Origin of the sequence: Aeromonas sp. ASNIH4 (assembly GCF_002934425.1) — a bacterium.
Classification (GTDB): domain Bacteria; phylum Pseudomonadota; class Gammaproteobacteria; order Enterobacterales; family Aeromonadaceae; genus Aeromonas; species Aeromonas hydrophila.
This window is the reverse complement of record NZ_CP026217.1, coordinates 3,611,522-3,638,088: the sequence shown is the minus strand read 5'-3', so window position 1 is coordinate 3,638,088 and position 26,567 is coordinate 3,611,522. Positions and strand designations below refer to the sequence as shown.

Annotated in this window: 23 protein-coding genes; 8 read left to right on the top strand and 15 right to left on the bottom strand. The window is 61.7% G+C overall.

Annotated features, from left to right (window positions below):
* Window positions 1-701 precede the first annotated feature (701 nt).
* Window positions 702-1,790 (bottom strand): ketoacyl-ACP synthase III, encoded by a 1,089-nt coding sequence (locus C2U40_RS16735; protein WP_103828697.1) that lies wholly within the window; start codon window positions 1,788-1,790, stop codon window positions 702-704.
* Between the two features lie 202 nt (window positions 1,791-1,992).
* Between C2U40_RS16735 and C2U40_RS16730 the strand changes: the two genes are divergently transcribed.
* The 4 genes from C2U40_RS16730 to C2U40_RS16715 all read left to right on the top strand — a co-directional run bounded on the left by C2U40_RS16730 (window position 1,993) and on the right by C2U40_RS16715 (window position 7,012).
* Window positions 1,993-2,934: a LysR family transcriptional regulator gene (locus C2U40_RS16730; protein ID WP_042049609.1), complete on the top strand. Its 942-nt coding sequence runs from the start codon at window positions 1,993-1,995 to the stop codon at window positions 2,932-2,934.
* Window positions 2,935-3,062: 128 nt separating this feature from the next.
* The gene (locus C2U40_RS16725; protein WP_181014918.1) at window positions 3,063-3,671 is read left to right on the top strand and encodes a LysE family translocator; all 609 of its coding nucleotides are present in this window, start codon (window positions 3,063-3,065) and stop codon (window positions 3,669-3,671) included.
* A gap of 102 nt (window positions 3,672-3,773) precedes the next feature.
* Window positions 3,774-5,633 (top strand): peptidase U32 family protein, encoded by a 1,860-nt coding sequence (locus tag C2U40_RS16720; protein ID WP_103828695.1) that lies wholly within the window; start codon window positions 3,774-3,776, stop codon window positions 5,631-5,633.
* Between the two features lie 110 nt (window positions 5,634-5,743).
* Window positions 5,744-7,012, top strand: a complete 1,269-nt coding sequence (locus C2U40_RS16715; RefSeq protein ID WP_011191342.1) for an IS4-like element ISApu1 family transposase — start codon at window positions 5,744-5,746, stop codon at window positions 7,010-7,012.
* 190 nt (window positions 7,013-7,202) lie between these two features.
* Here C2U40_RS16715 and C2U40_RS16710 read toward each other — a convergent pair whose 3' ends face one another.
* From C2U40_RS16710 to C2U40_RS16695, 4 genes are all read right to left on the bottom strand, one after another.
* On the bottom strand, window positions 7,203-7,601 hold the full coding sequence (locus tag C2U40_RS16710) for a hypothetical protein (protein WP_104467493.1): 399 nt from the start codon (window positions 7,599-7,601) through the stop codon (window positions 7,203-7,205).
* Window positions 7,602-7,740: 139 nt separating this feature from the next.
* Complete coding sequence (locus C2U40_RS16705) at window positions 7,741-8,145, bottom strand: DUF6678 family protein (protein WP_199773219.1); 405 nt, start codon at window positions 8,143-8,145, stop codon at window positions 7,741-7,743.
* A gap of 1 nt (window position 8,146) precedes the next feature.
* Window positions 8,147-8,620, bottom strand: coding sequence for a methylated-DNA--[protein]-cysteine S-methyltransferase (locus C2U40_RS16700; protein WP_103828729.1), 474 nt, complete (start codon window positions 8,618-8,620; stop codon window positions 8,147-8,149).
* Window positions 8,617-10,200 carry an AlkA N-terminal domain-containing protein gene (locus C2U40_RS16695; protein WP_103828730.1) on the bottom strand — a complete coding sequence of 528 codons (1,584 nt, stop codon included), beginning with the start codon at window positions 10,198-10,200 and terminating at the stop codon, window positions 8,617-8,619. Before C2U40_RS16695 ends, C2U40_RS16700 begins: the two co-directional genes overlap by 4 nt.
* A 209-nt stretch (window positions 10,201-10,409) precedes the next feature.
* Here C2U40_RS16695 and C2U40_RS16690 point away from each other — a divergent pair, with 209 nt between their 5' ends.
* Window positions 10,410-10,811, top strand: coding sequence for a VOC family protein (locus tag C2U40_RS16690; RefSeq protein ID WP_103828731.1), 402 nt, complete (start codon window positions 10,410-10,412; stop codon window positions 10,809-10,811).
* A gap of 69 nt (window positions 10,812-10,880) precedes the next feature.
* Here the strand turns inward: C2U40_RS16690 and C2U40_RS16685 are convergent, their stop codons facing one another.
* The 4 genes from C2U40_RS16685 to C2U40_RS16670 all read right to left on the bottom strand — a co-directional run bounded on the left by C2U40_RS16685 (window position 10,881) and on the right by C2U40_RS16670 (window position 14,439).
* Complete coding sequence (locus tag C2U40_RS16685) at window positions 10,881-12,359, bottom strand: carboxypeptidase M32 (RefSeq protein ID WP_180345357.1); 1,479 nt, start codon at window positions 12,357-12,359, stop codon at window positions 10,881-10,883.
* Window positions 12,360-12,492: 133 nt separating this feature from the next.
* A complete protein-coding gene (gene smrA, locus C2U40_RS16680; protein ID WP_029301641.1) occupies window positions 12,493-13,074 on the bottom strand; it encodes a DNA endonuclease SmrA in 582 nt (193 codons plus the stop codon).
* Window positions 13,075-13,227: 153 nt separating this feature from the next.
* Complete coding sequence (locus C2U40_RS16675; protein WP_011704978.1) at window positions 13,228-13,413, bottom strand: DUF3149 domain-containing protein; 186 nt, start codon at window positions 13,411-13,413, stop codon at window positions 13,228-13,230.
* A 132-nt stretch (window positions 13,414-13,545) separates the two neighbouring features.
* On the bottom strand, window positions 13,546-14,439 hold the full coding sequence (locus tag C2U40_RS16670) for a TraB/GumN family protein (protein WP_085734589.1): 894 nt from the start codon (window positions 14,437-14,439) through the stop codon (window positions 13,546-13,548).
* Window positions 14,440-14,526: 87 nt separating this feature from the next.
* Here C2U40_RS16670 and C2U40_RS16665 point away from each other — a divergent pair, with 87 nt between their 5' ends.
* Entirely contained in the window at window positions 14,527-14,859 is a 333-nt protein-coding gene (locus C2U40_RS16665) for a DUF1904 family protein (protein ID WP_103828733.1), read from the top strand.
* A 144-nt stretch (window positions 14,860-15,003) separates the two neighbouring features.
* Here C2U40_RS16665 and C2U40_RS16660 read toward each other — a convergent pair whose 3' ends face one another.
* The 5 genes from C2U40_RS16660 to C2U40_RS16640 form a co-directional block, all read right to left on the bottom strand.
* On the bottom strand, window positions 15,004-15,831 hold the full coding sequence (locus C2U40_RS16660; protein WP_103828734.1) for an SDR family oxidoreductase: 828 nt from the start codon (window positions 15,829-15,831) through the stop codon (window positions 15,004-15,006).
* 118 nt (window positions 15,832-15,949) lie between these two features.
* On the bottom strand, window positions 15,950-17,395 hold the full coding sequence (locus C2U40_RS16655) for an OprD family outer membrane porin (protein ID WP_011704981.1): 1,446 nt from the start codon (window positions 17,393-17,395) through the stop codon (window positions 15,950-15,952).
* Between the two features lie 506 nt (window positions 17,396-17,901).
* Window positions 17,902-19,839: a methyl-accepting chemotaxis protein gene (locus C2U40_RS16650; RefSeq protein ID WP_103828735.1), complete on the bottom strand. Its 1,938-nt coding sequence runs from the start codon at window positions 19,837-19,839 to the stop codon at window positions 17,902-17,904.
* A 119-nt stretch (window positions 19,840-19,958) separates the two neighbouring features.
* Entirely contained in the window at window positions 19,959-20,855 is an 897-nt protein-coding gene (locus C2U40_RS16645) for a DMT family transporter (protein ID WP_103828736.1), read from the bottom strand.
* 152 nt (window positions 20,856-21,007) lie between these two features.
* On the bottom strand, window positions 21,008-22,069 hold the full coding sequence (locus C2U40_RS16640) for a PQQ-dependent sugar dehydrogenase (RefSeq protein WP_103828737.1): 1,062 nt from the start codon (window positions 22,067-22,069) through the stop codon (window positions 21,008-21,010).
* A gap of 223 nt (window positions 22,070-22,292) precedes the next feature.
* Between C2U40_RS16640 and C2U40_RS16635 the strand changes: the two genes are divergently transcribed.
* Window positions 22,293-23,933 carry a SulP family inorganic anion transporter gene (locus C2U40_RS16635; RefSeq protein WP_103828738.1) on the top strand — a complete coding sequence of 547 codons (1,641 nt, stop codon included), beginning with the start codon at window positions 22,293-22,295 and terminating at the stop codon, window positions 23,931-23,933.
* A gap of 24 nt (window positions 23,934-23,957) precedes the next feature.
* On the opposite strand, the gene ppk2 is transcribed toward C2U40_RS16635, so the two are convergent.
* Window positions 23,958-24,782: a polyphosphate kinase 2 gene (gene ppk2 / locus C2U40_RS16630; RefSeq protein ID WP_016349758.1), complete on the bottom strand. Its 825-nt coding sequence runs from the start codon at window positions 24,780-24,782 to the stop codon at window positions 23,958-23,960.
* A gap of 449 nt (window positions 24,783-25,231) precedes the next feature.
* On the opposite strand from ppk2, the gene C2U40_RS16625 reads away from it, so the two are divergent.
* Window positions 25,232-26,566, top strand: coding sequence for a tyrosine-type recombinase/integrase (locus C2U40_RS16625; protein ID WP_043852024.1), 1,335 nt, complete (start codon window positions 25,232-25,234; stop codon window positions 26,564-26,566).
* The last annotated feature ends 1 nt before the right edge of the window (window position 26,567 follow it).

Genomic DNA, 26,567 nt, shown 5'->3' with positions numbered 1-26,567 from the left:
ACCGCCTCTTCCAGCTTGGTGGTCAGCCCGGCAAAACGCTGGGTGAGGTCAATCATGGCCCCTTCGGTTTGCTGGCGAGAGTTTTCAATCTGTTGCGACCAGATGGGCACGGCCTTTTCGCATACCTGCTCGAGCCCGATGATGGAGTGGTTGAGTCCGGCTGCGGACCATGACGGAGTCTTTTCTTGTTGATCGGGCTGACCGGCAGGTTTGGCGTGGTAGTGGCGGGCACTCCACAGGGCGGCAGCCACGGCCAGCACCAGGTTGGCCAGCAGATACGGCAAGGGGCTGCCTGCAAGTACCAGCAGCAGGGTGCTGAACAGCCCCAGGCCAAGGCCGCAGGCCCAGCTGACAGGCTCCCAGAAAGGGGAGGAGTGTGCCCTTGTGTTGTCTGTCATACGCGAACTTGCCCCTGCATATGGATGGAAGAAGGTGAACCGCCGTCCCCTCAGGTAGGGACCCAAGCGCCAACTTGCTAGTTATCAATAGCTCAGTAAGGTTAGCGCAAAAAAATGGGCTGGTTACAAATTGGTCCTATTCGGGGGGCGCTACTGAGAAAACTGGAATATGGCGACTGTCACAGGGCCATCGTCGGGAGTCACTGCGGTGAGAGGGGCGGAGCCTGGGAGGAAGGGAGAAGTGCTGGGCGCGGCAATAAAAAGAGCCTGCATTGGCAGGCTCTTGGTGCTGTATGTGTCGATTTACGCTTCGTCGGCATGGGCCTTCTTGCACCCTTCCACGGCATGGGCGATAAGCTCGAGCGCGCTCTTGTCGCACGGCGGCAGCTCGGCCTCGCACGCCTTGATGGGCGTCACGCGATCGCCCCACTTGATGATGGCTGCGCCCCAGGTCAGGCCGGCGCCGAAGGCGGCGGTCAGCAGATAGCTGTTCGGCTGGACGCGGCCCTGCTCCAGTGCCTCGCACAGGGCGATGGGCACGGTGGCGGCGGAGGTGTTGCCGTAGTGCTCGATGTTGACCATCACCTTCTCCATCGGCGCGTTCATGCGCTTGGCGAGGGTCTCGATGATGCGGATGTTGGCCTGGTGCGGCACGATCAGATCGATCTGCTCCGGAGCGATGCCGGCCTGTGCCAGTACCGTGTTGGTGGCTTCGCCCATGCCGCGTACGGCCCGCTTGAAGATCTCCTGGCCTTCAAAGTTGAAGGTAAAGAGGCCGTCGATGTCGGCAAAGCGTACCCGGTCGGTGCCGAAGTTCGGCACGTGCAGGATCTCGCGCGCCTCGCTGTCACAGCCCAGCTTGTTGGCGATCAGGCCGCTCTCCTGCTCGCTCGCCTCGATCACCACGGCGCCGGCGCCGTCGCCAAACAGCACGGCGGTATCGCGACGGGCCCAGTCCAGCAGATAGGTGAGGCGTTCGGCGCCGATCACCAGCACCTTTTTCATCATGCCGGTCTGTACCAGCGAGGTGGCGACCGAGAGGGAGTAGACGAAACCGGTGCAGGCGGCGTTGAGGTCGAACACGGCGGCATTGACGGCGCCCAGCTTCTTTTGCACCGCGGAGGCGGCGCTCGGCAGCAGGTTGTCCGGCGTGGCGGTGGCCAGGATGATGCCGTCGAGGTCGCTGGCTTCCAGCCCGGCGCAGGCCAGTGCACGACGCCCGGCCAGGGTGGCCAGATCGGACGTGCTGACGTGGGAGATGCGGCGAGCCTTGATGCCGGTGCGCGGGTAGATCCACTCATCCGACGTATCCATGATGGTGCTGAGGTCGTCGTTGGTCAGTACGGAGGGAGGCAGGCATTTGCCCCAGCCTGTGATATTGGCGTATTTCATCTTGTTACCGCTTCTCAAGTGGATCGCCCGCGGGCGGAAAATCGCGCAATTATGCCGCACGGGGCAACCACTGTCATCTTGTGGTCATGGTTATCTGGCAGCAGGGACACGCCAGGTTGCGGGGGGCGACGGGAAATTTCGCTTAAACCACAGGGCTTGGCTGCCCTAAGATAGGGCTTTCGCCACTGGATGGAACCACTCCTTGCACAAAGCCAATCTCAACCTGCTGCCCACCCTCAAGGTGCTGCTGGAGACCCGCAACATCAGCCGGGCGGCGGAGCTGCTGCACCTGAGCCAACCCTCCATCAGCAAGCAGCTCGGCCAGCTGCGCAGCGAGTTTGGCGACGAGTTGCTGGTGCGGGAGGGGCAGCGCTGGCTGCTGACGCCACGGGCCGAGGCGCTGGCTGCCCAGCTGGCGGACTCCCTCGGTGCGCTGGAGCGGCTCTACGAGGCCCCCGGTTTTGACCCGAGCCGCTGCGAGCGAGTGTTCCGGCTCGCCTCCTCCGATTACGTGGCCCAGCACATCCTGCCGGATATCTGCGCGGCGCTGGCCAGGGAGGCGCCACTGGCGGCACTGGAGTACAGCCTGTGGGACAAGCGCCTGCTGCCGCAGCTGTGGCAATCCGAGCTGGACATGGTCTCCACCATCACCGAACTGGTGCCGGATCAGATCCGCGGCCTGCATCAGGGGGAAGATCGGCTGGTGGTGTTGATGGGTAGCCACCATCCGTTGGCAGGGCGCTCGCTCAGTCTGGATGACTACCTCGCCTGGCCTCACCTGCAGGTGAGCGGCGGGGGTGACAAGGACAGCCCGGTAGAACAGGTATTGGCACCGCAGGGGCTGTCCCGGCGCTGGTTTGCCCGGGTGCCCTTCTTTCAGGCGGCGGTGGAGGTGTTGCTGCGCACCGACTGCCTGCTGACCACCCCGGCCCACATCGCCTGGCAGCTCTCCTGCGAGCACGCCCTGCACTTTTGTGATCTGCCGTTTGCCAGCCGCACCCAGCAGTATCATCTGCTGTGGCACCAGCGCCATCATCAGGATCCGGCCCACAAGTGGTTTCGCGAACTGGCCTATCCCTTCCTGCGCGAGCACCTGCAGCGCACGGTGGCTGCGAGTCGGAAGGTGTTGAACCCGCCCCGCTAGCAACAGACGCTTGTGTTGGCCTATAGCCATTGGCTATGGGTTCTATTCTCAACTTTCACTTCTGGCATAACCAGGGGCCCTTTACCCTGAGCGCAGACATTCATATTCCGCTTGAGATAAGGAACACCATGGAACTGACGAGTTGGCTGGCACTGGCCGCAATCTGCGTGATGGGGGCCATCAGCCCGGGGCCGAGCCTGGCACTGATCATCCGCAACACGGTGCAGGGAGGGCAGGGGCACGGTGTGGCCACTGCACTTGGCCACGGCTTCGGGGTTGGCATCTATGCGCTGATCACGGCTTTGGGCCTCGCCATCCTGATCACCCAGACCCCGCTGCTGTTTGACGTTATCCGCTACGGCGGCGCCGCGTTTCTCGCCTGGCTCGGAGTCAAGGCGCTGCTGGCCAAGCCCGCCAAGGGTGAGGCGAGCGAAGAGGTGCACCAGCTGCGCGGTCGGCAAGGCGCCTTTGAAGGCTTTATGGTGGCCTTTCTCAACCCCCAGCTCGCGGTCTTCTTTATCGCTCTGTTCAGCCAGTTTGTGCATGCCGACACCGGTTGGCGCGAAGGTGGCATCATGATGCTGACCGCCGGCGGGATCGACGTGGTCTGGTACGTGCTGGTGGCACTGGTGCTCTCTCGTGGCCCCGTATTGGCTTGGCTCAAGGCCAAGTCCTTCGTCATCGACAAGGTGAGCGGTCTGGTGCTGCTGGGGCTGGCCTTGAAGGTGGTGCTCTGATCCAATCCTGTATTTTGCGGTGATCTTAAGCGGGATCAAGGCGGGGAGGGTGGCAATGCCCTAGAGTGGCGCCCATTTGCTGTCGGCCCTGATCCCGAGACCATGTACCAGAACAAGCACCCGTTAAGCCACAACAACCGGTTGGAGCTGCTGGCTCCGGCCAAGAACCTCGCCTACGGCATCGAAGCCATCAACCACGGCGCCGATGCAGTCTACATGGGCGGCCCCGCCTTTGGCGCCCGCAGCGCGGCGGGCAACTCCCTCGAGGATATCGAAGCGCTGGCGCGCCATGCCCATCGCTTCGGTGCCCAGGTCTTTGTCGCCTTCAACACCCTGCTGCACGATCACGAACTGGAGCAGGCCCGGCGGCTGACTCACCAGATCTACGAAGCGGGGGCCGATGCGCTGATCGTGCAGGACATGGGGTTGCTGGCGCTCGACTTGCCCCCCATTGCGCTCCATGCCAGTACCCAGACCGACAACCGCACGCCGGAGAAGGTGAAATTTCTGCAGGATGTGGGCTTCTCTCAGGTCGTGCTGGCGCGCGAACTGTCGCTGGCGCAGATCCGCGAGATAAGCGCCGCGACCAACGTGCAGCTGGAGTTCTTTATCCACGGCGCGCTCTGCGTCTCCTACAGCGGTCAGTGCAACATCAGCCATGCCCGGACCGGCCGCAGCGCCAACCGTGGCGAATGTGCCCAGCTCTGTCGCCTGCCCTGCTCGCTGCAAAAGCCGGATGGCGAGGTGCTGGTGGCTGACAGCCACCTGCTCTCCCTCAAGGACATGGATCAGACCGACAACCTGGAGGCGCTGATCGAGGCGGGGATCCGCTCCTTCAAGATTGAAGGGCGCCTTAAGGGGCTCGATTACGTCAAGAACGTCACCGCCTGGTATCGGCAGAAACTCGATGCCATTCTGGATAGCCGCAGCGATCTGGTAGCCTCCTCGGCCGGCCGTTGCAGCTACAGCTTCACGCCTGATCCCAAAAAGAGCTTCAACCGTGGCAGCACCGATTACTTCCTCCATGGTCGCCAGCAGGGGATCGACTCCACCAAGAGCCCGAAATACGTGGGCGAGCCGCTGGGCCGGGTCACCAGAGTCACCAAGGATGGCATCGAGATCGACGGCAAGCCTGTGAGCCTCAACAACGGCGATGGCCTCGGCTTTTTCAAGCCGAGCAACGAGCTGGTGGGGATGCGTCTGAACAAGATGGAAGGTAAGCAGTTACTCCTGTCAGAGCGCATGCCGGGCTTGAAGGTAGGCACCGAAATCTACCGTAACCACGATCAGGCGTTCAGCAAGGTGCTGGAGAAGGCCAGCGCGGATCGCCGCATCCGGGTCGATATGGTGCTGGCAGAGTGCGATGAGGGCTTGCGCCTCACGCTTACCGACGAGCAGGGCATCAGCGCCGCCGTCGCACTCCCCTGCGACAAGCAGCCAGCCGACAACCCGGAGCGGGCGCTGCAACAGGCGCGCGACCAGCTTGGTAAACTCGGCAATACCCTGTTTGTGGCGCGCAAGGTTGAGTTGGCGTTTACTCACCCGCTATTCATCGCCGCATCCATGCTCAACGGCTTGCGCCGGGAGGGTATCGCCGCGCTGGAGGCGGCCCGTCTGGCCAGCTACCAGCGCCCCGAGCGACGCATCGCGCTGCGGGATATCCACTATCCCCTGCACCGTCTCTCCTACCTTGGCAACGTGCTGAACAGTGCGGCCGAACAGTTCTTCCGCGAGCACGGAGTGGAGCGCATCGCGCCCGCTTATGAGGCGAACAAGGAGGAGCGGGAAGTGGTGCTGATGATCACCAAACACTGCATCCGCTACAGCCAGAACCTCTGCCCGAACGAGGTGCCCGGCCTCAAGGCCGAGCCGCTGGAGCTCAAGATGGGCAAGGACACCTTCCGCCTGCGGTTTGATTGCCACCGCTGCGAAATGCATGTGATGGGGAGTTTGAAGCGCTAGCCGCTTCACATGTACAGGATCTTTAGCGGCAACCAATTGAAATAGATATAAAAAAGGCTTCGTTTGTGATCTGATTTTATCGCCAAACAAAATCAACACGCGCGAAGCCTATGACTATTATCAACGCTAATTACTATCTGGAGCAACTCTTGGCTCCCGCCGCACTCGAGCGCATTGCTCGGCTCTGCAAGTTTTGTCTGCGTCAGCGTGCCATTACCCCAGCCATGCTCGTACCTGCACTGCTGCGGGCCATGGGAGGCGACCAGGTCAATGACATTGCCGGTTTACACCGCCATTTCAATGCCTTGCAACTGGTAAACACCCATCAGGTTTCTTACAAACCGTTTCACAATCAGCTGCGCAAAGAGAGCTTTGCCCTGTTTATGAAAGCCCTGGTCGAGCGGGCCATCGCCTTGCGTATCGACCATCAACTCAAAGCAGCCTCCCTCGGCGCGTTCAAGCAGGTGTTACTGCACGATGGCACCTCCTTTGCGGTGCATCGGCGCCTTGCTGCTGATTTTCCCGGCCGGTTCAAGACCATCAGTCCGGCAGCTATCGAGTGCCATATGACCATGTCACTGTCGGAGCAGAGCCCGTTGTGCATGAGTGTGTCTGCCGATACCGCAGGGGAACGGCAATTTCTGCCTGAAGCCCACACGCTGACCAACTGCCTGCTGCTGGCTGACGCAGGTTACATTGACAGGGCTTGGTTTGAGCAGGTGAACGACGCTGGCGGATTTTATCTGGTGCGCGGCACGAAAAGCCTGAACCCCAAGATAATCCAAGCCTGGCGCGGTGATGGACGGGAAGTACCCAAGCTGGCGGGACTATCTCTGAGAGAGGCCGGACGGCGACGCTGTCGGGCCGAGGTACTGGATATGGTGGTGAAGTCCGGCCAGGTCGAGTACCGGTTGATCCGGCGCTGGTTTGCTGAGGAAAAGCGGTTCTGTCTGTGGATGACGAACCTACCGCGAGCAGCATGGTCAGCAGAGCAGGTGATGAGCCTGTATCGCTGCCGTTGGCAGGTGGAGTTGTTATTTAAAGAGTGGAAATCGCACAACCGGCTCAAGGGGTTTGTGACGGGCGAGAAAGCGATTGCCGAGGGGTTGGTGTGGACGAGCCTGCTGTCGCTGGTGATGAAGAGACGGGTCGCGCAGAGTGTGATGAGTGGGGCGCTATCGATGCTGAAAGCGTCGAAGAACAGTGCGACGTGGTGGCTACCGCTATTGGAAGCAGTGGCCCATAGGGCGCTGACAGAAATAAGGGAAAGATTGGAATGGGCTGCCGATTATTTGGCCAAGAACGCCTGCCGAACCAAGCAGAGAAAGTCGATACAGAACAGGACCTTGGAAGGCGTTTTAAATGGACTCGCCGCTTAAGGTCCTGTACATGAGCCGCTTCAGCTCCTTTGTTAACATGGTTTCGTAAAGGTGGTTAAGAAGAGGCTAATCTCAAAGAATCATATTTATGATTGGGTCACACCAACCATAAATATGGTTCTCTTTTAACAAGATAGGCTCTTTATATAATATTAGAATACTATGCAAGTGCTACAGGGGGTTATGATTTCTAATCGTGGTGTTTTTTATACAGGTCACTAAGAGAGTATTGGAATAACTCTTTTACTTGCACTTTTACATCTGGAATAGAAACGACATCAAAGTGTTTTGATAAGGCTTTACGGCCGAATAAGTTTAACAAACCTGATTTAAGCACAATGTCGAGATCCAGTACGCCACTATTGATGTCGATCGGAACATACTGGAAGCAGGCATAGGTGTGATCATCTCCTATAGAGAAGTGAAAGCCACCACCGACACCATATTGCTCGAACAAGGTGAGTGCTGATTGCCAAGGATAGCTATCGATAAGCTCGCACAGGGTTTCGTGAGAGGTGATGTACATTTCATGTATGCTCAGCTCGCCACCTTCAACAACATAGTCATAGACCACTTTTACTTGATTCAAGGGCGACTCCGCCTAACGATGATACAGAGCAGTCACAATATGGATCTTGTTGGTGGGGCGCAAGATCTTAGAATGATTATTTCGGTCTGTTTTGTACCGGCATAGACTTGGTGTGTATTTAATTCAGGATTTATTCACTTTATAAATTTACCCATAAAGGGTGTGAGTCTGGAACTATATATCCCCAGACGCGAAAATAGGATGACTCAAGCGAAAAGTGAATATTGTGTCGCTTTAGTATGGTGATAATATCTTCGCTTCTGTCGGTCTTATAGTCTGGCATTAGTCGTCCTCGTTTTTCTCGTATTATAGGATCAATATCGAGCCACTCTATCCAAGCGGATTGCTCGAGAAGCTGATCCCACCATACCGGGCTGAAACCAAACAACTCATCCGAGTCGATCTGTTTATAACGCACGCAGATTGTGAGCGAATGTAGTGCGGCCAATTCTTGGAATAACTTGGCCCATTTGGTCTGATTCATAACGGATGAGAGTTGGCGTGCGGCCATGATGGCACGGCGTTTTTCTTGGATCTCACGCATGTTATTGGTTTCCTTCCAGTTTAAGCAGCATCTTTTTAATTCCCAAGCCCCCCGCATAGCCGGTCAGGCTGCCGTTCTGGCCGATCACCCGATGGCAGGGGATGATGATCGAGAGCGGGTTGCGGCCGTTGGCGGCGCCCACCGCCCGCACCGCATTGGGCTTGCCGATGGCGCGGGCGATGTCGCTGTAGCTGCGGGTCTCGCCGTAGGGAATGTCGCACAGCGCCTGCCAGACCGCTTGCTGAAACGCCGTGCCTCTTGGTGCGAGCGGCAGGGTGAAGCGTTGCAGGCGGCCGGCAAAATAGGCCTCAAATTGCGCGAGAAAAGGGGCCAGCACCACCTTGTCTTGTAGCCAGCCACTCATGTCGGGCAGCGCGCGCAGTCCCGCCACGAAGTCCACGTGCAGCAGGCCGCGCTCGTTGATGGCTACCAGCAGATCGCCGCAGCAGCTGGGCAAGATATCGTAGCGGATCATGGGGTTGTCTCCTCTGCTTGGTTGTCGCTTGCTGCGCCGCCTGGTGTCGGCTTGGTCAGCAGTGCCGATTCGGTCAACAGTGCCGGCTCCTCGCTCATGGCATGCCACAGCCAGCTCGCCGCGTAGCCGCGCCAGGGCCGCCACCTTTCGCTGTGGGCCAATACCGCTTTTACCGGCAACTTGGTGCCGCCCCCCAGCGCCTTCAGTAGCACCAGATCCGAGGCGGGGAAGGCATCCGGGTCCAGTCCGCAGCGCAGCCGCCAGTAGGCGACCGTCCAGGGGCCGATGCCGGGCAGTGCCAGCAGCTGTTCATCGCTGACGCTGAGCAAGCTCAACTCGCCGCTGGCCAGCGCCTGTGCCAGCCCCTGCAGCGTTCTTATCCGGCTGCCGGGCATGCCGATACCGTCCAGATTGAGCTCGCACAGCTGGGCAGGGGTGGGCAACTGCGCTACCCCGAATTGCGCCTCGGTGCGTGCCACCAGCCGCCCGAGTATGGTGATGGCCCCCTTGACCGACACCTGCTGGCCGACGATGGCGCGCAGCATCACCTCGTACTCATCCCAGCCGGCGGGCAGCCGAACTCCCGGCCAGCGCGCCTGCAGGCACGCCAGCAGCGGATCCTGCCCGAGCCGCGCGCCGATGCGCTGCATGTCGGCATCGAGATCCCACATCCGGCGCACCCGATACAGCAGATCCGGCAGCGCGGCGGGCGGCAGATCATGGACGCTGAGCAGCAGGCTGTGCCCCTTGCCCTGGCTGATGCGCACCCGCGCGACCTGATCGCCGACCCGGTGCCAGCGTTCATAGACCTCGCCATCTACCCGCTCCAGCCCCGGAATGGCGCGCAGCCGGTAGAACGCCAGCATGGCCGCCACGTCGTAAGGGGGGCGGTAGGGCAGTTGCAGCGTGAGCATTGCCCCCTCCTCGGTCTGTGGTTCAGCCTGCGTCAGGGCGGCGTCGGCGCCGGTTGGCTCGCTCTGACGGCGCAGGGCCCGCGGCGCCAAGCCGTATGCCTGTTGCCAGGCATCGTTGAAGCGGCGAATGCTGGTAAAGCCGGCCGCAAACGCGATGTCGGTGATGGGCAGCCGGGTTTCGGTCAGCAGCCGCTTGGCGAGCAGCAGCCGGCGCGTCTGCTCTACCTGTTTCGGTGAGGCGCCGAGGTGCTGCTCGAACTGGCGGCGCAGCGTGCGCTCACTGATGCCGGCCTGTTCCGCCAGCGTGGTGAGCGAGCCTTCCGCCAGCTCGCCGCGATCGATCCGGGCCAGCAGGCGCGCCAGCGTCGGCGGCAGATCGCCGGGGGCGGCGGGCGCGAGTTCCGGCCGGCAGCGCAGGCAGGGGCGCAGGCCGTGCTGTTCCGCTGCGGCGGCGCTTTGGAAGTAGCGCACGTTGTGCTCGTGCGGTGGCCGCGCCGGACAGACAGGCCGGCAGTAGATGCCGGTAGAGAGCACGCCGGTAAAGAAGCGGCCGTCGAAGCGCGCATCGCGGGCCAGGCGGGCGGCATGGCACTGCTCGGGGCTGAGCGGCAGGCTTGGCTCATCCTCTGTGGCCGGCGGCATCGTCATGGCGTGATCTGTTGGCATCGGTGGCTCCTTGCGCCGAAAACGGGGTGGGCGCGGCGGCCCGGATGAGTGAGAGACTAAGCAGGAACGAAGGCGATGACTAGCCAGAAACGGACAGCAATTGAAATAAAACCGAGGCCGCGCCCGCGATCGCAGGGCGTGAAAAACAGATCGGTTTGGCGTGGCAAGTGTGCGAATCTGGGGTGACAACATCCAAGGAGGAGAGAGCCATGCCAGGACCCGCACGTGCCGGCGCCCTGATCTATGCCAGGGATCCCGGCCTGCTGAGCCACTTTTATCGCACCCTGCTGCAGATGGAGATCCGCAGCCAGAGTGACGAGCTGATCGTGCAGGAAAACGCTGACATCCAGCTGTTGCTGCACGCAATCCCCGCTCCCTATGCCGAGCAGGTGGTCATCACCACGCCGCCGCAGCTGCGCGAGCAGGGGGCCATCAAGCTGTTCTTTACCGTGCCGAGCCTCGCCTGGGCGGAGGCGAAGGCGGCCGATCTCGGTGGCGGCTTGCTGTCGCAGCAATGGTCCGGCCCCGGTTTCGTGGTGCGCAATGCGTTCGACCCCGAGGGCAACATCCTGCAGCTGCGCGAGTTTGTCGGTGTGCCGGACGGGCGCTGACGCGCTGCGTTACCATGAAAAACGGGGCCGCGAGGCCCCGTTTGTTATCTGCTGGCGGGCGCGCTGGCCCTACTTCAGATAGCGCTGTTCCAGATGGCGGCGCAGCCAGTGCGGGTTCAGCGCCTCGCCGGTGGCGCGGCTGACCAGCTCGTCGGTGCCGTAGCGACTGCCCTGGGACCAGATGTGGCGACCCAGCCAGGCGAAGATCTCCGGCAGGCGGCCCGCCGCGATCAGCTCGCCCATGTTGCCGAGCTCCCGCTCGAGCGCGAAGCGCAGCTGCGCCGCGTACATGGCGCCGAGCGTGTAGCTCGGGAAGTAGCCGAACGAGCCGTCGGTCCAGTGAATGTCCTGCATGCAGCCATTCTGGTAGTTGCCCTGGGTGGAGAGCCCCAGCCACTGCTGCATTTTGGCGTCCCACAGCGCGGGGATGTCCGCCACCTCGATGCGCCCCTCGATAAGGTCGCGCTCCAGCTCGTAGCGCAGGATGACGTGGGCCGGGTAGGTCACCTCGTCCGCATCGACCCGGATAAAGCCGGGCTCGACCCGATTGTAGAGCTTGACCAGGTTCGCCGGCGCCAACGCCGCCTGCTCGCCGAAGTGGGCGCGAATGTGCGGCGCCAGCAGTGTGAGGAAGGCGGGATCATGGCCGAGCTGCATCTCGCAGAACAGGCTCTGGCTCTCATGAATGCCCATGGAGCGCGCCTCGGCCACTGGCTGGCCCAGCAACTGACGTGGCAAGCCCTGCTCGTAACGGGCGTGACCGGTTTCGTGGACTATGCCCATCAGGCTGGAGACGAACTCCTGTTCGTTGTAGCGGGTGGTGATGCGCACGTCGGTCGGCACCCCGCCGCAGAATGGGTGGCTGCTCACATCGAGCCGGCCGTGGGCAAAATCGAAGCCGAGCAGCCCCATCACCTGCTGGCCGAGCGCCTGCTGGGCGGTGATGGGGAAGGGGCCTTGCGGGATCTGCACCGACTCGCGCTTTTGCTGCTCGCTCACGGTCTGGATCAGGTTTGGCAGCCAGCCGGTCAGATCGCCGAAAATCTCGTCGAGCCGGGCGCTGGTCATGCCCGGCTCATAGAGCGCCAGCATAGCATCGTAGGGGCGTACTCCCAGCGCATCGGCACGCAGGCGAGCCACCTCGCGCGAGAGTGTCACCACCTCGGTGAGGTTGGGTGCAAAGCCCGCCCAGTCGTTCTCCTTGCGCTGGCGGCGCCAGGCGTGCTCGCACTTGCTGCCGGCGAGCGACAGCGCCTCCACGAGATCCCCGGGCAGCAGGCTGGCATCCTGCCAGTGGCGCTTGATCTCGCGCAGGTTGGCGCGCTGGAGCTCATCCAGCGGCTCGCTCTCGGCCTTGGCAATCCAGTCGCCCAGCTCGGGGGCGGTGCGCTTGTGGTGGATCAGTAGCCCCAGTTCGGCCATGGCCTCGGCGCGGGCTTCGTTGCCTCCCTCCGGCATCATGGCTGCCTGATCCCAGCCACAGATGGCCGAGAGGTGGGAGAGCCGGTGCAGCTGTTGCTGATGTTGTTCAAGTTTTTGATATGACATGGGATTGTCCTTGTTATCGTCCCTGATGGCGTACACCCCGTACCTGGCATGCTCGGGGCCGATCGATGCTAGCACTGCCCTCGTGCGTTTTACCACCCTGGCTTAGGATGACTGACCAGATGACGGGCGCTGGCTAGCCGAGCCGTTTCTGATGGCGTTCGCGGTTTTCTGCCTTCTTGCGTTCGCTCTTGCGCAGCAGCACGTAGAGCGCCCCGCCGCCACCGTGGCGACGCTCGGCGCTGTGCATGGCCATTACCGCCGGCAGTTGCGGCAGCCAGGCGCTGACATAGCTTTTGAGCAGGGCGCGCGGCGTGCTGCGCTCCCCCTTGCCGTGCAGGATCAGCAGGCAGCGGATGTCGCGCAGTTCGCAATCCGCAATGAACTGCACCAGGCTCTGGCGCGCTTCGTTCAGGGTCTTCTGGTGCAGGTCCAGGCTCGCCTGCAGCTCGTATTTGCCGAGTCGCAGCTTCTTGTAGACCCCCTCCTGCACCCCGTCGCGCTTGAAGCCGACAATGGCGTGGGGGTCGAGCATCTCGACCGCTTCCATGCTGAGGTGATCCAGGGCGAGTTGTTCGGCGGTGGCGGCCTGGCGCCGCGCCAGCTGGGCGTCGGTCGGGCTGCTGCCCGCCGTCTGGAGGCGGATATGGTCGTTGCGAATGGGGCGCACATCGGCCACTTCATTGCGAAACAGTGAGAGTTCGTCGTTATGAGACACGGCAGGCTCCCCGCAGGTGGAATGAGCGGCCATTATAGCGGGCGGGGGCGGATCTGAAAGTGGCGGGCGCGCTGGTGGCGCTGGGTTGCTCAGCCCGTGAGCAAAGGGGAGGCGAGGGCGGGATCAGGCGATCGGGGATCGCCTGACGCAGGCTTATTGGCCCTCTTTCGGCGGCTTGGCGTTCATCACCTTGTAGATGAAATAGGCCGCGTAGGAACTGATCAGCAGGAAGGTACCGATAATCACCAACATGGACATCAGTCCCACGCTGTTGCCGAACATCAGGTTCATCCAAAATTCCATCTCATGCACTCCAGTCATCCCATTGATGACAGGCATGATAGATACCTCTTTGGGAGCAAAGAGATGATCTCGATCAAGTCCTCTTGTGGTTATTAAATCGGCAGTCGGATCTGTGAGCGCCCTCCCACATAAAGACCCTGACGGGGCCGATGTGGCCCCGCCTGCGCCCTACTGGCGGGCCTGCTTGCGCGGACCCGGCTCGGTGAGTGGGGTGATGTGCCAGCCCTGCTGCTCCAGCAACGCGAGCAAGCCCTGGTCGCCGTAAAGATGCAGCGCCCCTACCACGATGAAGCTCTCGTTTGGCAGGGTGGACCATTTCTTCAGCCAGTTGTGGTTGCGCTCCGCCAGCAGGGTCTGCTCCAGCCAGGCCTGCAGCTTGGGCGGCGCCATTTCCGATTTGAGCAGGTTGATGAGGGTCGCCTCGTCCCCCTCTTCCCAGGCCTTCATCACCTCGCGAAAGCCACGCTCGAGCTCGGGTAGCTCGTCCAGGGTGCTCTCCAGCATCAGGGTCTGGTTGTCACCTACGCTGGCGAGGTAGCCGAGCTGCTCGAGCAGGGTCTCGAAGCCGATGATGGGTTTGCCGCTGTCACCGGCCTGCTTGGCAAAGTGCTGATCCACCCCGAGCGCGCTGCGAAAATCGGTGCGCTCCAGCGCCGCCTGGGTGAGGGTGATGGCGGCGAACCAGGGGCGCAGCGGGGCCAGCATGTTCTCGGTCAGGCCGTTCTGGCCGGCGGCGATGATGGTGCGCCGGTAGAGATCGAGCGGCACGTGCTCCTTGAGGGTCTTGCCGTCCACCAGCCGGGTGATGGCCCCCATCTCCTGCCACTGCTGCTGGCTGATGTGGGTCAGGTCGACCTCCAGCACCAGGGCGCGGCTTTGCAGCCAGGCTCGCTCGATGGGGTCGGGCAGCGGATAGAGCGAGGGCTTGCCCGCGTGGATGGAGCCCAGCAGCCAGTGCTGCTGATCGCCCTTGCTGACCTTATAGAAGGCGGGGTCGGCAAAGGCGCTCAGCGGCAGCAGCAGGCAGAGCAGGAAGGGGAGCAGCAGGCGATGGAGTCTCATGGGGCACCTTATGTCAGCGGATGGCTTCTCTTCGTCACAATAACCCCTATGATAAGTCCTCATTTGTCACAGCCAAGAGGTTTTCCCATGCCCCACCTTCGTTTTCGGGCCGTCTCCGTCGACACCCTCAAGCAGATAAGCGCCCCCCTGCTGGCGGATCTCTGTGCCCTCACCGGGGGCAAACCGGAGTTCGTCACCCTGGAGATCATCGACAGCCACTGGGTGCGCGAGGGGGAGGTCGAGGCCGGTTTTCCGTTCGTCGAGCTGGTCTGGTTCGAACGCCCGCAGGAGCTGCAGGACGCGGCGGCGGCGTTGATCACCCGCCATCTGAAAGCGGTGCTGGGGGAGCAGACCTATGTGGTGGTGCAGGTGCTGCCCATCGTCAAGAGCTGCTATTACAGCAACGGCCAGCACTACTGAGCGGGGACTGCCAGGGATGGCGGCTTGGCAGATTCAAGCCACTCTGGTGCCGGTTGGTGGGGATGAGACGAAAGGCGACGATGCTCGTCGTCGCCCCTTGCAGCAGGCTACTTGCGGGCGTGCCGGGTGGCGAAGCGGTCGCCGTCAGGCCGACTTGGCGAGGATCCGGTCGAGCAGGCGACTGGGCAACAGGCGGCGCAGCACCCCGAACAGCCGGGTCGGGAAGGTGACCGGGTAGCGGTGTTTGGGGCGCGGGCTGCCGAGTGCGTGCAGCAGCGGCGCGATGCAGGCCTCGCTTGGCAGGGTAAAGCCGCGGGCCCCCCCTTCACGCTCCAGTCGGCTCAGGGTCTGCTGGTAGGCGGCCTGATGGCGGCTGGTGGCGGGCTCTATGTGGCGCAGGAAGGCGGCGCGGGCATTGGCCCGAAAGTGGGTGTCGATGGGGCCCGGCTCGATCAGGCTAACCTGCACGCCGCTGCCGGCCAGCTCCAGGCGCAGGGTATCGGTGTACCCTTCCAGCGCGAACTTGCTGGCGTTGTAGGCGCCGCGATACTTCATGGCCACCAGCCCCAGCACCGAGCTGTTCTGCACGATGCGCCCCTCGCCGGCCGCCAGCATGGCGGGCAGCAGCTGGCGGATCAGGTGGTGCCAGCCGAACAGATTAGTGTCGAACTGCTCGCGCAGCGCCTGGGTGGGCAAATCCTCCAGCGCGCCGGGCTGGCCGTAGGCGCCGTTGTTGAACAGGCCATAGAGGCGACCGCCGGCCAGTGTCTGCGCCTCGGCCGCGCCCCGTTCTATGCTGGCCTCGTTGGCCAGATCCAGCTCGACCGCCAGCAAACCCAGCTGACGCAGCTGCGCCACATCCTCGGCCTTGCGGGCGGAGGCGATGACGGTATAGCCGTGCTGGCCGAGCGCCTTGGCGGCGGCCAGGCCGATGCCGCTGGAGCAGCCGGTGATCAGAACGAAGCGGGACATGGGCGCATCCTTGTGTGACGAGGCAGGCAGCAGCGCCTGCGGCTTTGCATGTTAACCCGCTGATCAGAAAAAAGAAAACCGGGCCAATCGGCCCGGTTTGCTAACTTCAACCACCTGCTTACAGGATGGTGAACGGCATGATGATGTGGAACTTGACGTCTTTCTCGGAGGCGAAGATGTTGGGGTATTCGGTCCAACCGCCGCTCTGGCTGATGTCGTTGTTGTAATCGGTGTAGTGCAGCTTGAACAGGGTGCCCTTCAGCTTGCCATCCTGCACTGTGTACATGACGTCGAAGTTGGCTGCCCATTCGGTATCTTCACCGTTGGTGGCCTTGGTGCCGTCGCCTTTCTGGATATCCCAGCCGTAGGCACCGGAGACACCGACGGACCAGCCAGGTGCACCCACCAGGTCATCCAGGGAACGGGTCACGCCGAAGTACAGCGCTTTCTCGTTGTTGGCGTTCCAGTCGGAGCGGGAGTCCCACCAGATTTCGTTTGCGCCCTGGGAGTTGCCGTAGCCACGGGTCAGACGGGGCAGGTAGTTGCCTTCGTTACCCTCGGCCTTGGTCCACAGACCTTCCAGACGGAAGCCGTACGGGCCCATGCCCCAGGCGGCGGTCAGCGCTTGCTGCCATGCCAGACCATCGTAAGTCTCGATGTCGGCACCACCCTTCTGATAGGTCTTGGTGTCGGAACCGTAGAACTGGTAGCTGGTGGAGAGGCCGTTCAGCACGTCGAATTTATGGGCCAGCTTGAAGTGGTAGCTGTCCATGTAGTTTTCGGAGTTACCGTAGGAACCTGTGATGGCGGTGCCGTTCTCGAAGGTGTAACGGGCGGCGACACCCTGGATGTAGTCGATGACGTTTTCATCGGCGAACGGATCCATCCATGCTTTGGCACGGGAGAACTTCTGGGTCTCTTTGTACCAGGGAGATTTGTACTCGTCGGCGATGGCGTAGGTCAGGTAGAGGCCACCGAAATTACCCTCGATCTGGCCACCACGGTAGGTACCCGGCTGATAGGACCAGTTCACGCCGATCACGCCTGGTACGTAGAGCTGGGTCAGACCACCCTTGGCGGTGAGGGCACCGTCCAGCGCCTTGAATTTCAGCGAGGCGTTGGCCAGGCTGAAGCCGCCTTCCGGGGAGCCGTCCTTGTAGTTTTCGCCCCATTTGTTGCCGGCGAAGGAGAACTCGTTCTCCTGGTTGACCGGGTGGTTCTCGGTCACGGCCAGATCATAGGCACCGAAACCGCCCACATCGATACCCACCACGTCCCACGCGTAGCCGGAGTTGAAGTTCAGGGAGGCCTGGGTGGTGGCGTGGCTCAGGTTGGACTGGTACTTGCCTTCTTTGTTCTTGGCAGTGGGGTCGCCATCGATACGCTGACGGTCACGCTGGAAGTAGAAGAGGCCACCGTTGAGTTTGCCTTCTTCATAGAATTTGCTGGCGGCGGCTGCATAGGTGGGGCCGGCTTCGTCGGCAGCCAACACCATACCGGGGGCGAGCATGGCAGCAACGATGGCTGCGCTCAATGCGGCACGTTTGAAGATCACTTTTTCCATTTTGTATTGCTCCTGATTTTATGGACTTAGCTTTTTTGTCCGGCAGTCAGGCAAGCGCCCGCCGCTCGGTATTGGCATTGCAATCAAGACCCCGAAGGGCAAAAAGTTCGAGTATGTCGGCTGCGGCCGCGACGTCTTGGCACATCTGCGGTGGTGCAGTTCTGTTCATCACATAGTTTGTTTTTTTGTGTTCCGATCCTTGGCTATCGGACAATCCAAGAGTACGTTCGCGGTGCGAAATATCAATGGAAAGTTCCCACCAAGTTTCAAAAATATGACCGAGTGCAAATAATCATGACGCTTGCTGTGGACACTCCCAGCCCGCTGATATCGGTGATGACAACGTTTTCAGATGAAATTGCCGGCCGATCCGGACGGATCGCACACTGCAGAGGGATCTTTCTTCGTTAACCAGCGGATAACAGATAATTTTGTGCCACAAAAAAAGATAAACCCCTGCGCGATGGCAGGGGCCGGGTAGGGGACGCCGGCTAAACCGGCACGGCTCAGGCCTGGTGACCGAGGATGCGCGGGATCTGGCTGGCCTGGTGGTGGATGTGCTCCGACACCTGCACCGAGAGGCGGCTGCCCTGGCGGGCGTGCTGGCTGATGCGGCCGATGAGATCGGCAAAACTGGCCAGCTTGTGCTCCTGGCTCTTGGCGTTGTCGGCCCCCTGCAGGGCGATGACCGCCGTGCTGCGCGCCATCTCCCGCACCGCCTGGGTGGTCTGGCGCAGTTGCTCCGCCTGCTGGCGCTGGGCGGCGGCTTCTGCGGTGATCCGCGCCAGCACGGTGCCGAGCTGCTCCCCCGCCAGGGTCAGCCTGCTCAGGATCTCGGTGATCTGGCCGAGGGAGCGCTGGGTATCGGCGGAGAGGTGGCGCACCTCGTCGGCCACCACCGCAAAGCCGCGCCCCTGTTCCCCCGCCCGCGCTGCCTCGATGGCCGCGTTGAGCGCCAGCAGGTTGGTCTGCTGGGAGATGTGGCCGATCACGTCAACGATGGCGGTCACATCTTCCACCGAGCGCTTGAGCTGGTTCAGGGCGCCGCCACTCTCGTCGATGGCGAGCCCGGTCTGGGCGGTGGCCTGCAACATGCCACCCACCAGCTGCTCGCTCTGGCTCATGGAGTGCTCGTTGTGCTGGGCGTGCTGTGCTATCTCGGCGGCCACCTGATGTACCTCGCCGGCCAGCTGGTTCAGCTCGCTCATCATCAGATCGCTCTCGTCCACCGCCTGCTCCGTGGTGCGGGTGCTGTGATGGATCTCCTGCACCTGGTTGACCATTCCCTGCAGACTTTGCGACACCGCCGACAGCTGGCCCTCTTTCTGCTGCTGATCCTGCTGTAGCCGCAGGATGAGGCGGTTGTAGCTGGCAACGATGTCGGCCAGCTCGTTGCGCTCGCGCCCCTCTGGCAGGGTTTCGGCCTGCCCGGTCTCGTCGAGCTGCTGAAAGGCCGTGCGCAGGCGCAGCAGCGGCCTGACCAGCCAGCGGCGCTGCACCAGCGCAAACAGCAGGGCGACCAGCACCAGACAGAGCGCCAGACTGCCGAGGATGGCGGCCAGCCGCTGGTTGACCGCCTGGCGGGCATAGGCCAGTTCGCTGCCCATCTGGCCGGTGGCCTGCAGCATCTGGCCTATGTCTTGTTGCACCGCGAGACGGCCCGCCTGCTGCTGTTGCAGCGCCTTGCGGCTGTTCTCCAGCTCCTGCGGGTAGCGCTTGAGCAGCGAGAGCAGTTCGGCTTTGGGCAGATCCCCGAGCTCCTTGCGCTCCGGTTCACCCAGAGTGAATTCGTCGGCGGGGGGCGCCTCGAACAGGCCGAGCGGCGGCAGGGCCGCCAGCTGCTCAGCCTGTTTTTGCAGGGCTGCCAGCTCGAACTGCAACCCTTCCAGCAGCTTGGGGCTGGCCTGCTCCATGTAGTTCTGGCGCAGGTGAGCGAGCCCCGGCAGGGCCGCCAGCAGGTCGCCGGCCAGTTGGCGATAGCGCTCGGCGCTGGCCGGGTCGCTCCCCGTTGCCCCTTGCTGGCCGTAACGCAGCAGCGCCCTGGCCTGATCGGTCAGCTCGTTCTCGGCATTTTGCAGCAGCCACTGGCTGTTGCCGGAGAGCTTTCCGGCCGCCAGATAGTCGCTGTCGATGCGCGTTCCCATCTGTTCGAGCAGGGTGTGCAGCGGGGCCGTGAGCGCCACATCCTGCTGAGCGAGCTGGGCAAGCGCCTGCTTGCGCACCCCTTCGGCCTCGGTCAGCCGCAGCGGATCGCCGCTGGCGAGGTAGTCGCGCAGGGTGCCCTGCAGGGTGCCGGTGAGCCGCTGCTGCAGCCGTTCGTGCTGGTACTGGGCCTGCTCGGCCTGGTTCAGCTGTTGCCAGCCGTGCCAGAGGGCACCGACCTGCACGGCGGCGACCAGCAGCAGAGCGAGAGAAGAAAGGGAGGCGTAATGGGCAATTTTCACGGCAGCATTCCTGCTTGTTGAACCACGGCGATGGGCGTCGGCGTGAGCTTAAGCAGCAGAGATGGCGCTTTTATGACAGTCAGCCCGGCGGCCCGGACTGACTGTCGAGGGGGACTGGCTTACGGCTGCGGGGCAGGGGCTTCCTGCTGGTTGCGGGCAGGGGGCTTGCCCAGCATGCCGAGCAGGGCGCCACCCATGATGAGGGCGCCGGCCAGCAGGTGACGGGGGGTGAGCTGCTCGCCATTGAGCAGCACCAGCAGCAGCGTGCTCAGCAGCGGCGTCAGATAGGCCAGCGCCCCGATCCGGCGCGGATCCCCGTCTCGCAGCGCCAGATACCAGGTGACGAAAGCCGCCCCCATGGGGCCGAGCGCCAGCCCGATGATGAGGCCCCAGTCACCGGCCGGGATGCGGGCCACCGGCAGCGGTCCCTCCAGCAGCCAGGCCAGCAGCAGTGCCAGCAACCCGGCGGGCAGACAGGCCGCCGCCGTCATCACCGCCGGGGCCGGCGGCAGCCGGCGCGACAGCACCGAGTAGGCGCCCCAGACGATGGCGGCTCCAAGCGCCAGCAGATAGCCCGGCAGATAGGCCTGTTGCAGCTGCAGATCGCCGTTCACCATCACCAGCACCGAGCCGGCCAGACCCAGGGCGCCGGCCAGCAGATGACGACCGTGCAGCGGGTGACCCGGCAGCAGCAATGGGGTAAACAAGATGATGCACAGTGGCCACAGGTAGTTGATGAGGTTCGCTTCCAGCACAGGGGCGTGGCGAAAGCTCATGAACAGCAGCAGGTGGTAGAGCAGCAGGGCGCTGATGGTCACCAGCCAGTTGACCGGACGAGCCCGCCACTGACGCCAGAACGGCAGGGCTCCCACCCCGCAGAAAAACAGCACCAGCCCCACCAGTACCAGCGGTGACACGCTGGTCACCCGGGAGGTGAGCGCCGCCAGCGAGGCCCACAGCACTATGGTGAGCAGCGCCAGCCCGGTGGACTTGTCCCACCACGAAGCAGCAGACATCCAACACTCCTTTGCAGATGAATGAACAAAAGGAGGGCCAGTCTAGCAGACCGGCCCTCCCTGGGCATAAAGTGTTGCCCTTCATTTACCGGTGGCGGGGATGCCTGTTTTCATGCCACGGAGTATTGCAAGATTGCGGACCACCATGGTCATCAGGGACTCAGTTTGAGCAGGTGTCCCTGACCTGAGTCCGTCAGCAGATAAAGCACGCCGTCGGGTCCCTCCTTGATGGTGCGGATCCGCTCTCCCTGCTCGGTGAGCAGCCGCTCTTCCCCGATGATCTTGTTCCCCGCCAGCTGCAGTCGTACCAGAGCCTGGCCACGCAGGGCGCCGATCAGCAGATTGCCCTGCCAGCCTCGAAACAGCTCGCCCTGATAGAAGATCATGCCTGATGGGGCGATGGAGGGCACCCAGACCCACTTGGGGGGCGTCATCCCGGGAGCTTCGCTGCCAGAACCGATCTTGCCGCCGCCATAGTCCTCGCCGAAGGTCACTCTGGGCCAGCCATAGTTGTGACCGGGCAGGATGAGATTGACCTCGTCCCCGCCCTGGGGGCCGTGCTCGTGGGCCCAGAACTGCTGGCTGCCGGGGCGCAGGGCGGCCCCCTGCATGTTGCGATGGCCCAGGCTCCAGATCTCCGGCAGGGCGCCGGGTGTCTTGACGAAGGGGTTGTCGGCGGGGATCCGGCCATCCTTGTGCAGGCGTACCGTCTTGCCGAGGTGGTTGTCGAGGGACTGGGCCTGCTCCCGCTCGCTGAAGCGATCACCCAGGGTGATGAAGAGGTAGCCATCCTCCGTCAGCAGCAGCCTCGATCCGAAGTGAGCGCCCCCGGCGACCTTGGGCTGCTGACTAAACAGCCGTTGCCAGTCGACGAGCACATCCTTTTGCAGCCGTGCCCGGCCCACGGCGGTTCCGGCCCCTCCGTTGCCTGGCTCGCTGTAGCTGAGATAAACCCAGCCATCGTCATCCAGGGCGAGATCGAGCAGGCCACCCTGCCCTGTAGCGGCAATCGCCGGCAGTCCCCGGATAGGGTGGCGCTCGCCAGTTGCGTCTATGCGCAGCAGCCGGCCGGGCCGCTCGCCGACTAGCCATTCGCCATCGGGCAGGATAACCAGTCCCCAGGGGTGGCTCAGCCCCTCTGCCAGCGGGGTCAGGGTCAGAGCCCGCAGCGGAGTTACCAGACAGATCAGCAGCAGGGTGAGCAGTCGCAACATGGTGTCCCTCTCTCAAATCAGGCCAGTGTCCAAATCGGGTCGGTGCGTCGCCAAAACGCCGCTGAAGTATAGGGGCAAGAAAAACCTGAGGCACAACAAGCTGCTGCGTCATCGGTGTGCATACACTTCATGCTGTCTGCGCAGCATTGGCAGGGTTGGCAAACCACAGTCCAGGTCGGCGCACCGCGGCAATTCGCTCTCCCAGGGAGCATGGAGGAGTCACATGTCATCATTCGCATCGGCGCCCAGGCGCCTTCTTCCCGATTTGCTGGCCGGCATCACCGCGGCGGCGGTGGTGCTGCCCAAGGCCATGGCCTACGCCACAGTGGCCGGGCTGCCGGTGGCGATCGGTCTTTACACTGCGTTCGTGCCCATGCTGATCTACGCGCTGCTGGGCTCCTCCCGGGTGCTCAGCGTCAGCTCCACCAGCACCCTGGCGATCCTGACCGCTACCCAGCTCGGGCTGGTGGTGCCGGATGGCGATCCCGGCAGGTTGATCACGGTGACGGCCACCCTGACCCTGCTGGTCGGCGCCATGCTGCTGCTGGCGGCTGTGCTGCGGCTCGGCTTCGTGGCCAACTTCATCTCGCTGCCGGTGCTGGTGGGGTTCAAGAGCGGCATCGGGCTGGTCATCATCCTCGATCAGTTGCCCAAGCTGTTCGGGGTACATATCCAGAAGGAGAACTTCTTTCTGGATCTCTACCATCTGGGGCAGGCTCTGCCCCATACCTCCTGGCTGACGCTGGGGGTCGCCCTCGTTACCCTGGTGGTGCTGGTGGTCATGGAGTGGCGTTTTCCCCATTCGCCCGCACCCCTGCTGGGAGTGAGTCTCGGTATAGCGCTGGTATGGGGCTGGGGTCTGAACGAGGCTGGGGTTGCCATCGTCGGCGCCATTCCCACCGGCCTGCCCAGTGTGACCATGCCGGACTTGACCCTGGTACTGCAGCTGTTGCCGGGGGCGGCGGGCATTGCGCTGATGAGTTTCACCGAGACCATCGCCGCCGGCCGGGCCTTCGTCGGGAAGGAAGAGCCCGAGATCAACCCGAACCGCGAGCTGGTGGCCACCGGGTTGGCCAACCTGGGAGGCTCCCTGTGTGGCAGCATGCCGGCAGGGGGCGGCACCTCCCAGACGGCAGTGGTACGTTCCGTTGGCGGCATGAGCCAGCGGGCCTCCGTGGTCACCGCCGCGATGGCGCTGGCGACCATGATTTTTCTCGCTCCGCTGCTCTCCTGGCTGCCGAGCGCCACTTTGGCGGTGGTGGTCATCGTCTATTCGGTGGGGCTCATTCAGCCGGGAGAGTTTCGCAAGATAGGGCAGATCCGGATGATGGAGTTTCGCTGGGCCGTGATCGCCTGCTTGGGGGTGCTGCTGTTCGGTACCCTGGAAGGCATAGTGGTGGCGATCCTGGCCTCCTTGCTGGGGCTGGCCAGCCAGACGGCGCAGCCGCCGCTCCATGTGATTGGCCGCAAGCCCGGTGAGGATGTGCTGCGCCCGCTGGCGGCCCGCCACCCGGATGACGAGACCATTCCGGGCCTGCTGATCCTGCGACCAGAGGGGCGCCTCTTCTTCATCAATGTGCAGCATGTGGCGGCCGGGATGCGCGAATTGATCGCGCGTCATCAACCCCGGGTGGTGGTGCTCGATATGAGCCGGGTACAGGATGTGGAGTATTCGGCATTGATGATGCTGATGGAAGGGGAGCAACTGGCCAGATCCAAGGGGGTTACGCTATGGCTGGCCGGACTCAATCCCGGGGTGCTCGAGAATGTGCGCCGCAGTGGCTTGGCTGCCCAGCTGGGGGAGAGCCGCATGCTGTTCAATGCCAGGGCCGCCATCCGTCAATACCAGCAGAATCAGGGGTGAGCACAGACTCACCCCTGCCGCTGTCTAGAAGGGTTCCGGGATAAAGCGGAACGGGTGCTCAGAGGGTTTGACCTTGCCTATCTTGCGTTTGGGCAGCTTGATGGGCTCGGCCGGGAGATCCTGATAGGGAACGTGGGCCAGCAGGTGGGAGATGATGTTGAGCCGCACCTTCTTCTTGTCCTCGGAGCGGGCCACGAACCAGGGGGCCCAGGCGGTGTCGGTGGCGGTGAACATGGCGTCCCGCGCCCGGGTGTAGTCATCCCAGCGATCGAATGACTTGATGTCCATGGGGGAGAGCTTCCAGATCTTGCGGCCATCGTCGATGCGATCCCGTAGTCGCCGCTCCTGCTCGTCGGGGGTTACCTCCAGCCAGTACTTCAGCAAAATGATGCCGGAGTCGACCATGGCCTGCTCCACCATGGGAACCCCGGCCAGAAACTTGTCGCTCGCCTCCTCGCTGCAAAAGCCCATGACGCGCTCCACGCCGGCCCGGTTGTACCAGCTGCGATCGAAGATGACGATTTCGCCCGCTGCGGGCAGATGCGGGATATAGCGCTGGAAGTAGAGCTGGCTCTTCTCCCGCTCGGTGGGGGCCGGCAGCGCTATGACCCGGAACACCCGAGGACTGACCCGCTCGGTGATCGCCTTGATGGTGCCCCCCTTGCCGGCGCCGTCGCGCCCCTCGAACACGATGCAGACCTTGAGCCCCTTGTGCACCACCCACTGTTGCAGTTTCACCAGTTCCACGTGCAGGCGACGCAGCTCCTTCTCGTATGCTTTGTTGCCAAGGGGCTGCTGTGCGTCGGCCACGGCCGGCTGTTCTATTTTGCTTTTTTTGTTGTTACCCATGATGCCCTTCTTTTGTCCCAAACGGATTAGAGTGCGACCGTCATCCCGGACGGCGCATTTCAAGCGTAGATGAGGGTTTTTCGGGCATGGGGATAGAGAAGACAAAGGGAGGCCATCATCTGGCGCAGGGCGTAGGGGAAAGTCCGGCCGAATGGCGGCCTTGGCCTGAAACGAGCAAGGGGTTGGCATCGTGATGATGCCAACCCCTTGTTTTGTATGGCGCTCCCGACTGGAGTCGAACCAGTGGCCTGTCCCTTAGGAGCCAAGGTAGGTAGTGTTTCAGAAGGTTTTATAAAGTTGAGTTTCATATGATAACCTATTGTTTTTAATGTTTATTTTTCTTGTTGTGGGTTTCAGCTAGTTTCATGAAGTCTCACCCTATATCATGTTTGCTGTGGTACCCCAAGTGGTACCCCAAGTGGTACCCCAAACAGGGGGGAGAGAATGCTATGGCAAGAAAACCGGTAACGCAGGATCGAGAGATCCCCTCATTGATTTTGCAAGGGGAGGCTTCGATTACCCGCTATGCGGTGAAATCTCCCCATGGCGGTGGATTAGCCATTGAAGTTAGGGCTGGGAAGAGCAAGCGGTTTGTCTATCGTTATCGGATTGCTGGTACTCAGGCGACAGTTGTTCTGGGTAATTACCCTGCGTTGTCGTTGGCACGAGCCAGGCTTGAACATGCAGAGCTGGCTGCCCTGGTAAAGAAAGGGATTGATCCACGCAAGCATGTTGCTAGTGAAAAGGCTAAAAATGAAACGGCCCTGACGATGGATGAGCTACTTGGGCGATGGCTCGAAGCGCAGCATGTTGCTCAGGCCGTCAAGCCAAAGACTCTCCAGTGCCATCAGGAGCGTTGGAATCGTCACCTTAAGAAGAGCTTGGGTAATATTCGTCTAATCGATCTTACACGCGCCCATTTGGCGCAAGCGTTAGAGATCACTCGGCGTGCAACAAAAGACGAAACCCGTAAGGGGTTGGGAACGCTGAACCAGATGTTGGATTATGCGGTGGTTCACTGCCTGATCGAGGCCAACCCTGCGAGACTGTTGCGACCCAAGGATTTTGGTGCCAGTGCCGGTTCGCCAAGAGAGCGTTGGCTGACAGTCCCCGAATTGCGCAGGCTATGGAAGGCGATTGATGAGGATCTTGGAAGTGGTGGTAGCTTGGCGGCTGGAGGGCGTGGCGTTTCTCGCCATGCCACTATTTCTCTGCCTGCAGCGAATGCGATCAAGCTATTGATACTGACCGGATGTCGTAGAGGCGAAGTCGCTAATATGCGTTTTTCACATATTAGAGATGATATTTGGACAATCCCTGATACTAAGAATGGGAAGCCACATTCGGTATTCTTATCTCGACAGGCTAAAGCGTTGATTGATGAACAGGCACTATATGTAAACGGTGACTTTGTTTTTGAATCAGACAGACCTAAAAGTGATGTTATTGAGCCAATTTTAGTTGACTCGATAACTAGAGCTTTAAGGCGTTTCATTTCTCGTTCACTATCTGATATGGAGCCATTTACCGTACATGACTTACGACGTAGTGCTGCAACCAATTGGGCTGAGAGATTAGATGCAGAAGAGAGAGTGATCGAATTATGTTTGAATCATCTCCCACTCAATAAGTTGGTTAGAACCTATCATCGTTCGCGACATGATGATAAGAAAAAAATGCTATGGCAACGCTGGGGCGAATTGGTTGAACTTGAGATAGCAAATGAGCCGCAAAAAAATAACAATCATGGAAATGTTATTGAATTCATCAAAAAAGTAAAATAAA

Bases quoted from the DNA above. Each gene is read 5' to 3' on its own strand.
- C2U40_RS16700 (WP_103828729.1), bottom strand. From the start codon at position 8,620: ATGATCCGCTACGATATCTTGCCCAGCTGCTGCGGCGATCTGCTGGTA.
- C2U40_RS16655 (WP_011704981.1), bottom strand. From the start codon at position 17,395: ATGGAAAAAGTGATCTTCAAACGTGCCGCATTGAGCGCAGCCATCGTT.
- C2U40_RS16695 (WP_103828730.1), bottom strand. From the start codon at position 10,200: ATGCCAACAGATCACGCCATGACGATGCCGCCGGCCACAGAGGATGAG.
- C2U40_RS16690 (WP_103828731.1), top strand. From the start codon at position 10,410: ATGCCAGGACCCGCACGTGCCGGCGCCCTGATCTATGCCAGGGATCCC.
- C2U40_RS16720 (WP_103828695.1), top strand. From the start codon at position 3,774: ATGTACCAGAACAAGCACCCGTTAAGCCACAACAACCGGTTGGAGCTG.
- C2U40_RS16640 (WP_103828737.1), bottom strand. From the start codon at position 22,069: ATGTTGCGACTGCTCACCCTGCTGCTGATCTGTCTGGTAACTCCGCTG.
- C2U40_RS16665 (WP_103828733.1), top strand. From the start codon at position 14,527: ATGCCCCACCTTCGTTTTCGGGCCGTCTCCGTCGACACCCTCAAGCAG.
- ppk2 (WP_016349758.1), bottom strand. From the start codon at position 24,782: ATGGGTAACAACAAAAAAAGCAAAATAGAACAGCCGGCCGTGGCCGAC.
- C2U40_RS16685 (WP_180345357.1), bottom strand. From the start codon at position 12,359: ATGTCATATCAAAAACTTGAACAACATCAGCAACAGCTGCACCGGCTC.
- C2U40_RS16670 (WP_085734589.1), bottom strand. From the start codon at position 14,439: ATGAGACTCCATCGCCTGCTGCTCCCCTTCCTGCTCTGCCTGCTGCTG.
- C2U40_RS16660 (WP_103828734.1), bottom strand. From the start codon at position 15,831: ATGTCCCGCTTCGTTCTGATCACCGGCTGCTCCAGCGGCATCGGCCTG.
- C2U40_RS16635 (WP_103828738.1), top strand. From the start codon at position 22,293: ATGTCATCATTCGCATCGGCGCCCAGGCGCCTTCTTCCCGATTTGCTG.
- C2U40_RS16725 (WP_181014918.1), top strand. From the start codon at position 3,063: ATGGAACTGACGAGTTGGCTGGCACTGGCCGCAATCTGCGTGATGGGG.
- C2U40_RS16625 (WP_043852024.1), top strand. From the start codon at position 25,232: ATGGCAAGAAAACCGGTAACGCAGGATCGAGAGATCCCCTCATTGATT.
- C2U40_RS16715 (WP_011191342.1), top strand. From the start codon at position 5,744: ATGACTATTATCAACGCTAATTACTATCTGGAGCAACTCTTGGCTCCC.
- C2U40_RS16675 (WP_011704978.1), bottom strand. From the start codon at position 13,413: ATGCCTGTCATCAATGGGATGACTGGAGTGCATGAGATGGAATTTTGG.
- C2U40_RS16645 (WP_103828736.1), bottom strand. From the start codon at position 20,855: ATGTCTGCTGCTTCGTGGTGGGACAAGTCCACCGGGCTGGCGCTGCTC.
- C2U40_RS16705 (WP_199773219.1), bottom strand. From the start codon at position 8,145: ATGCGTGAGATCCAAGAAAAACGCCGTGCCATCATGGCCGCACGCCAA.
- C2U40_RS16735 (WP_103828697.1), bottom strand. From the start codon at position 1,790: ATGAAATACGCCAATATCACAGGCTGGGGCAAATGCCTGCCTCCCTCC.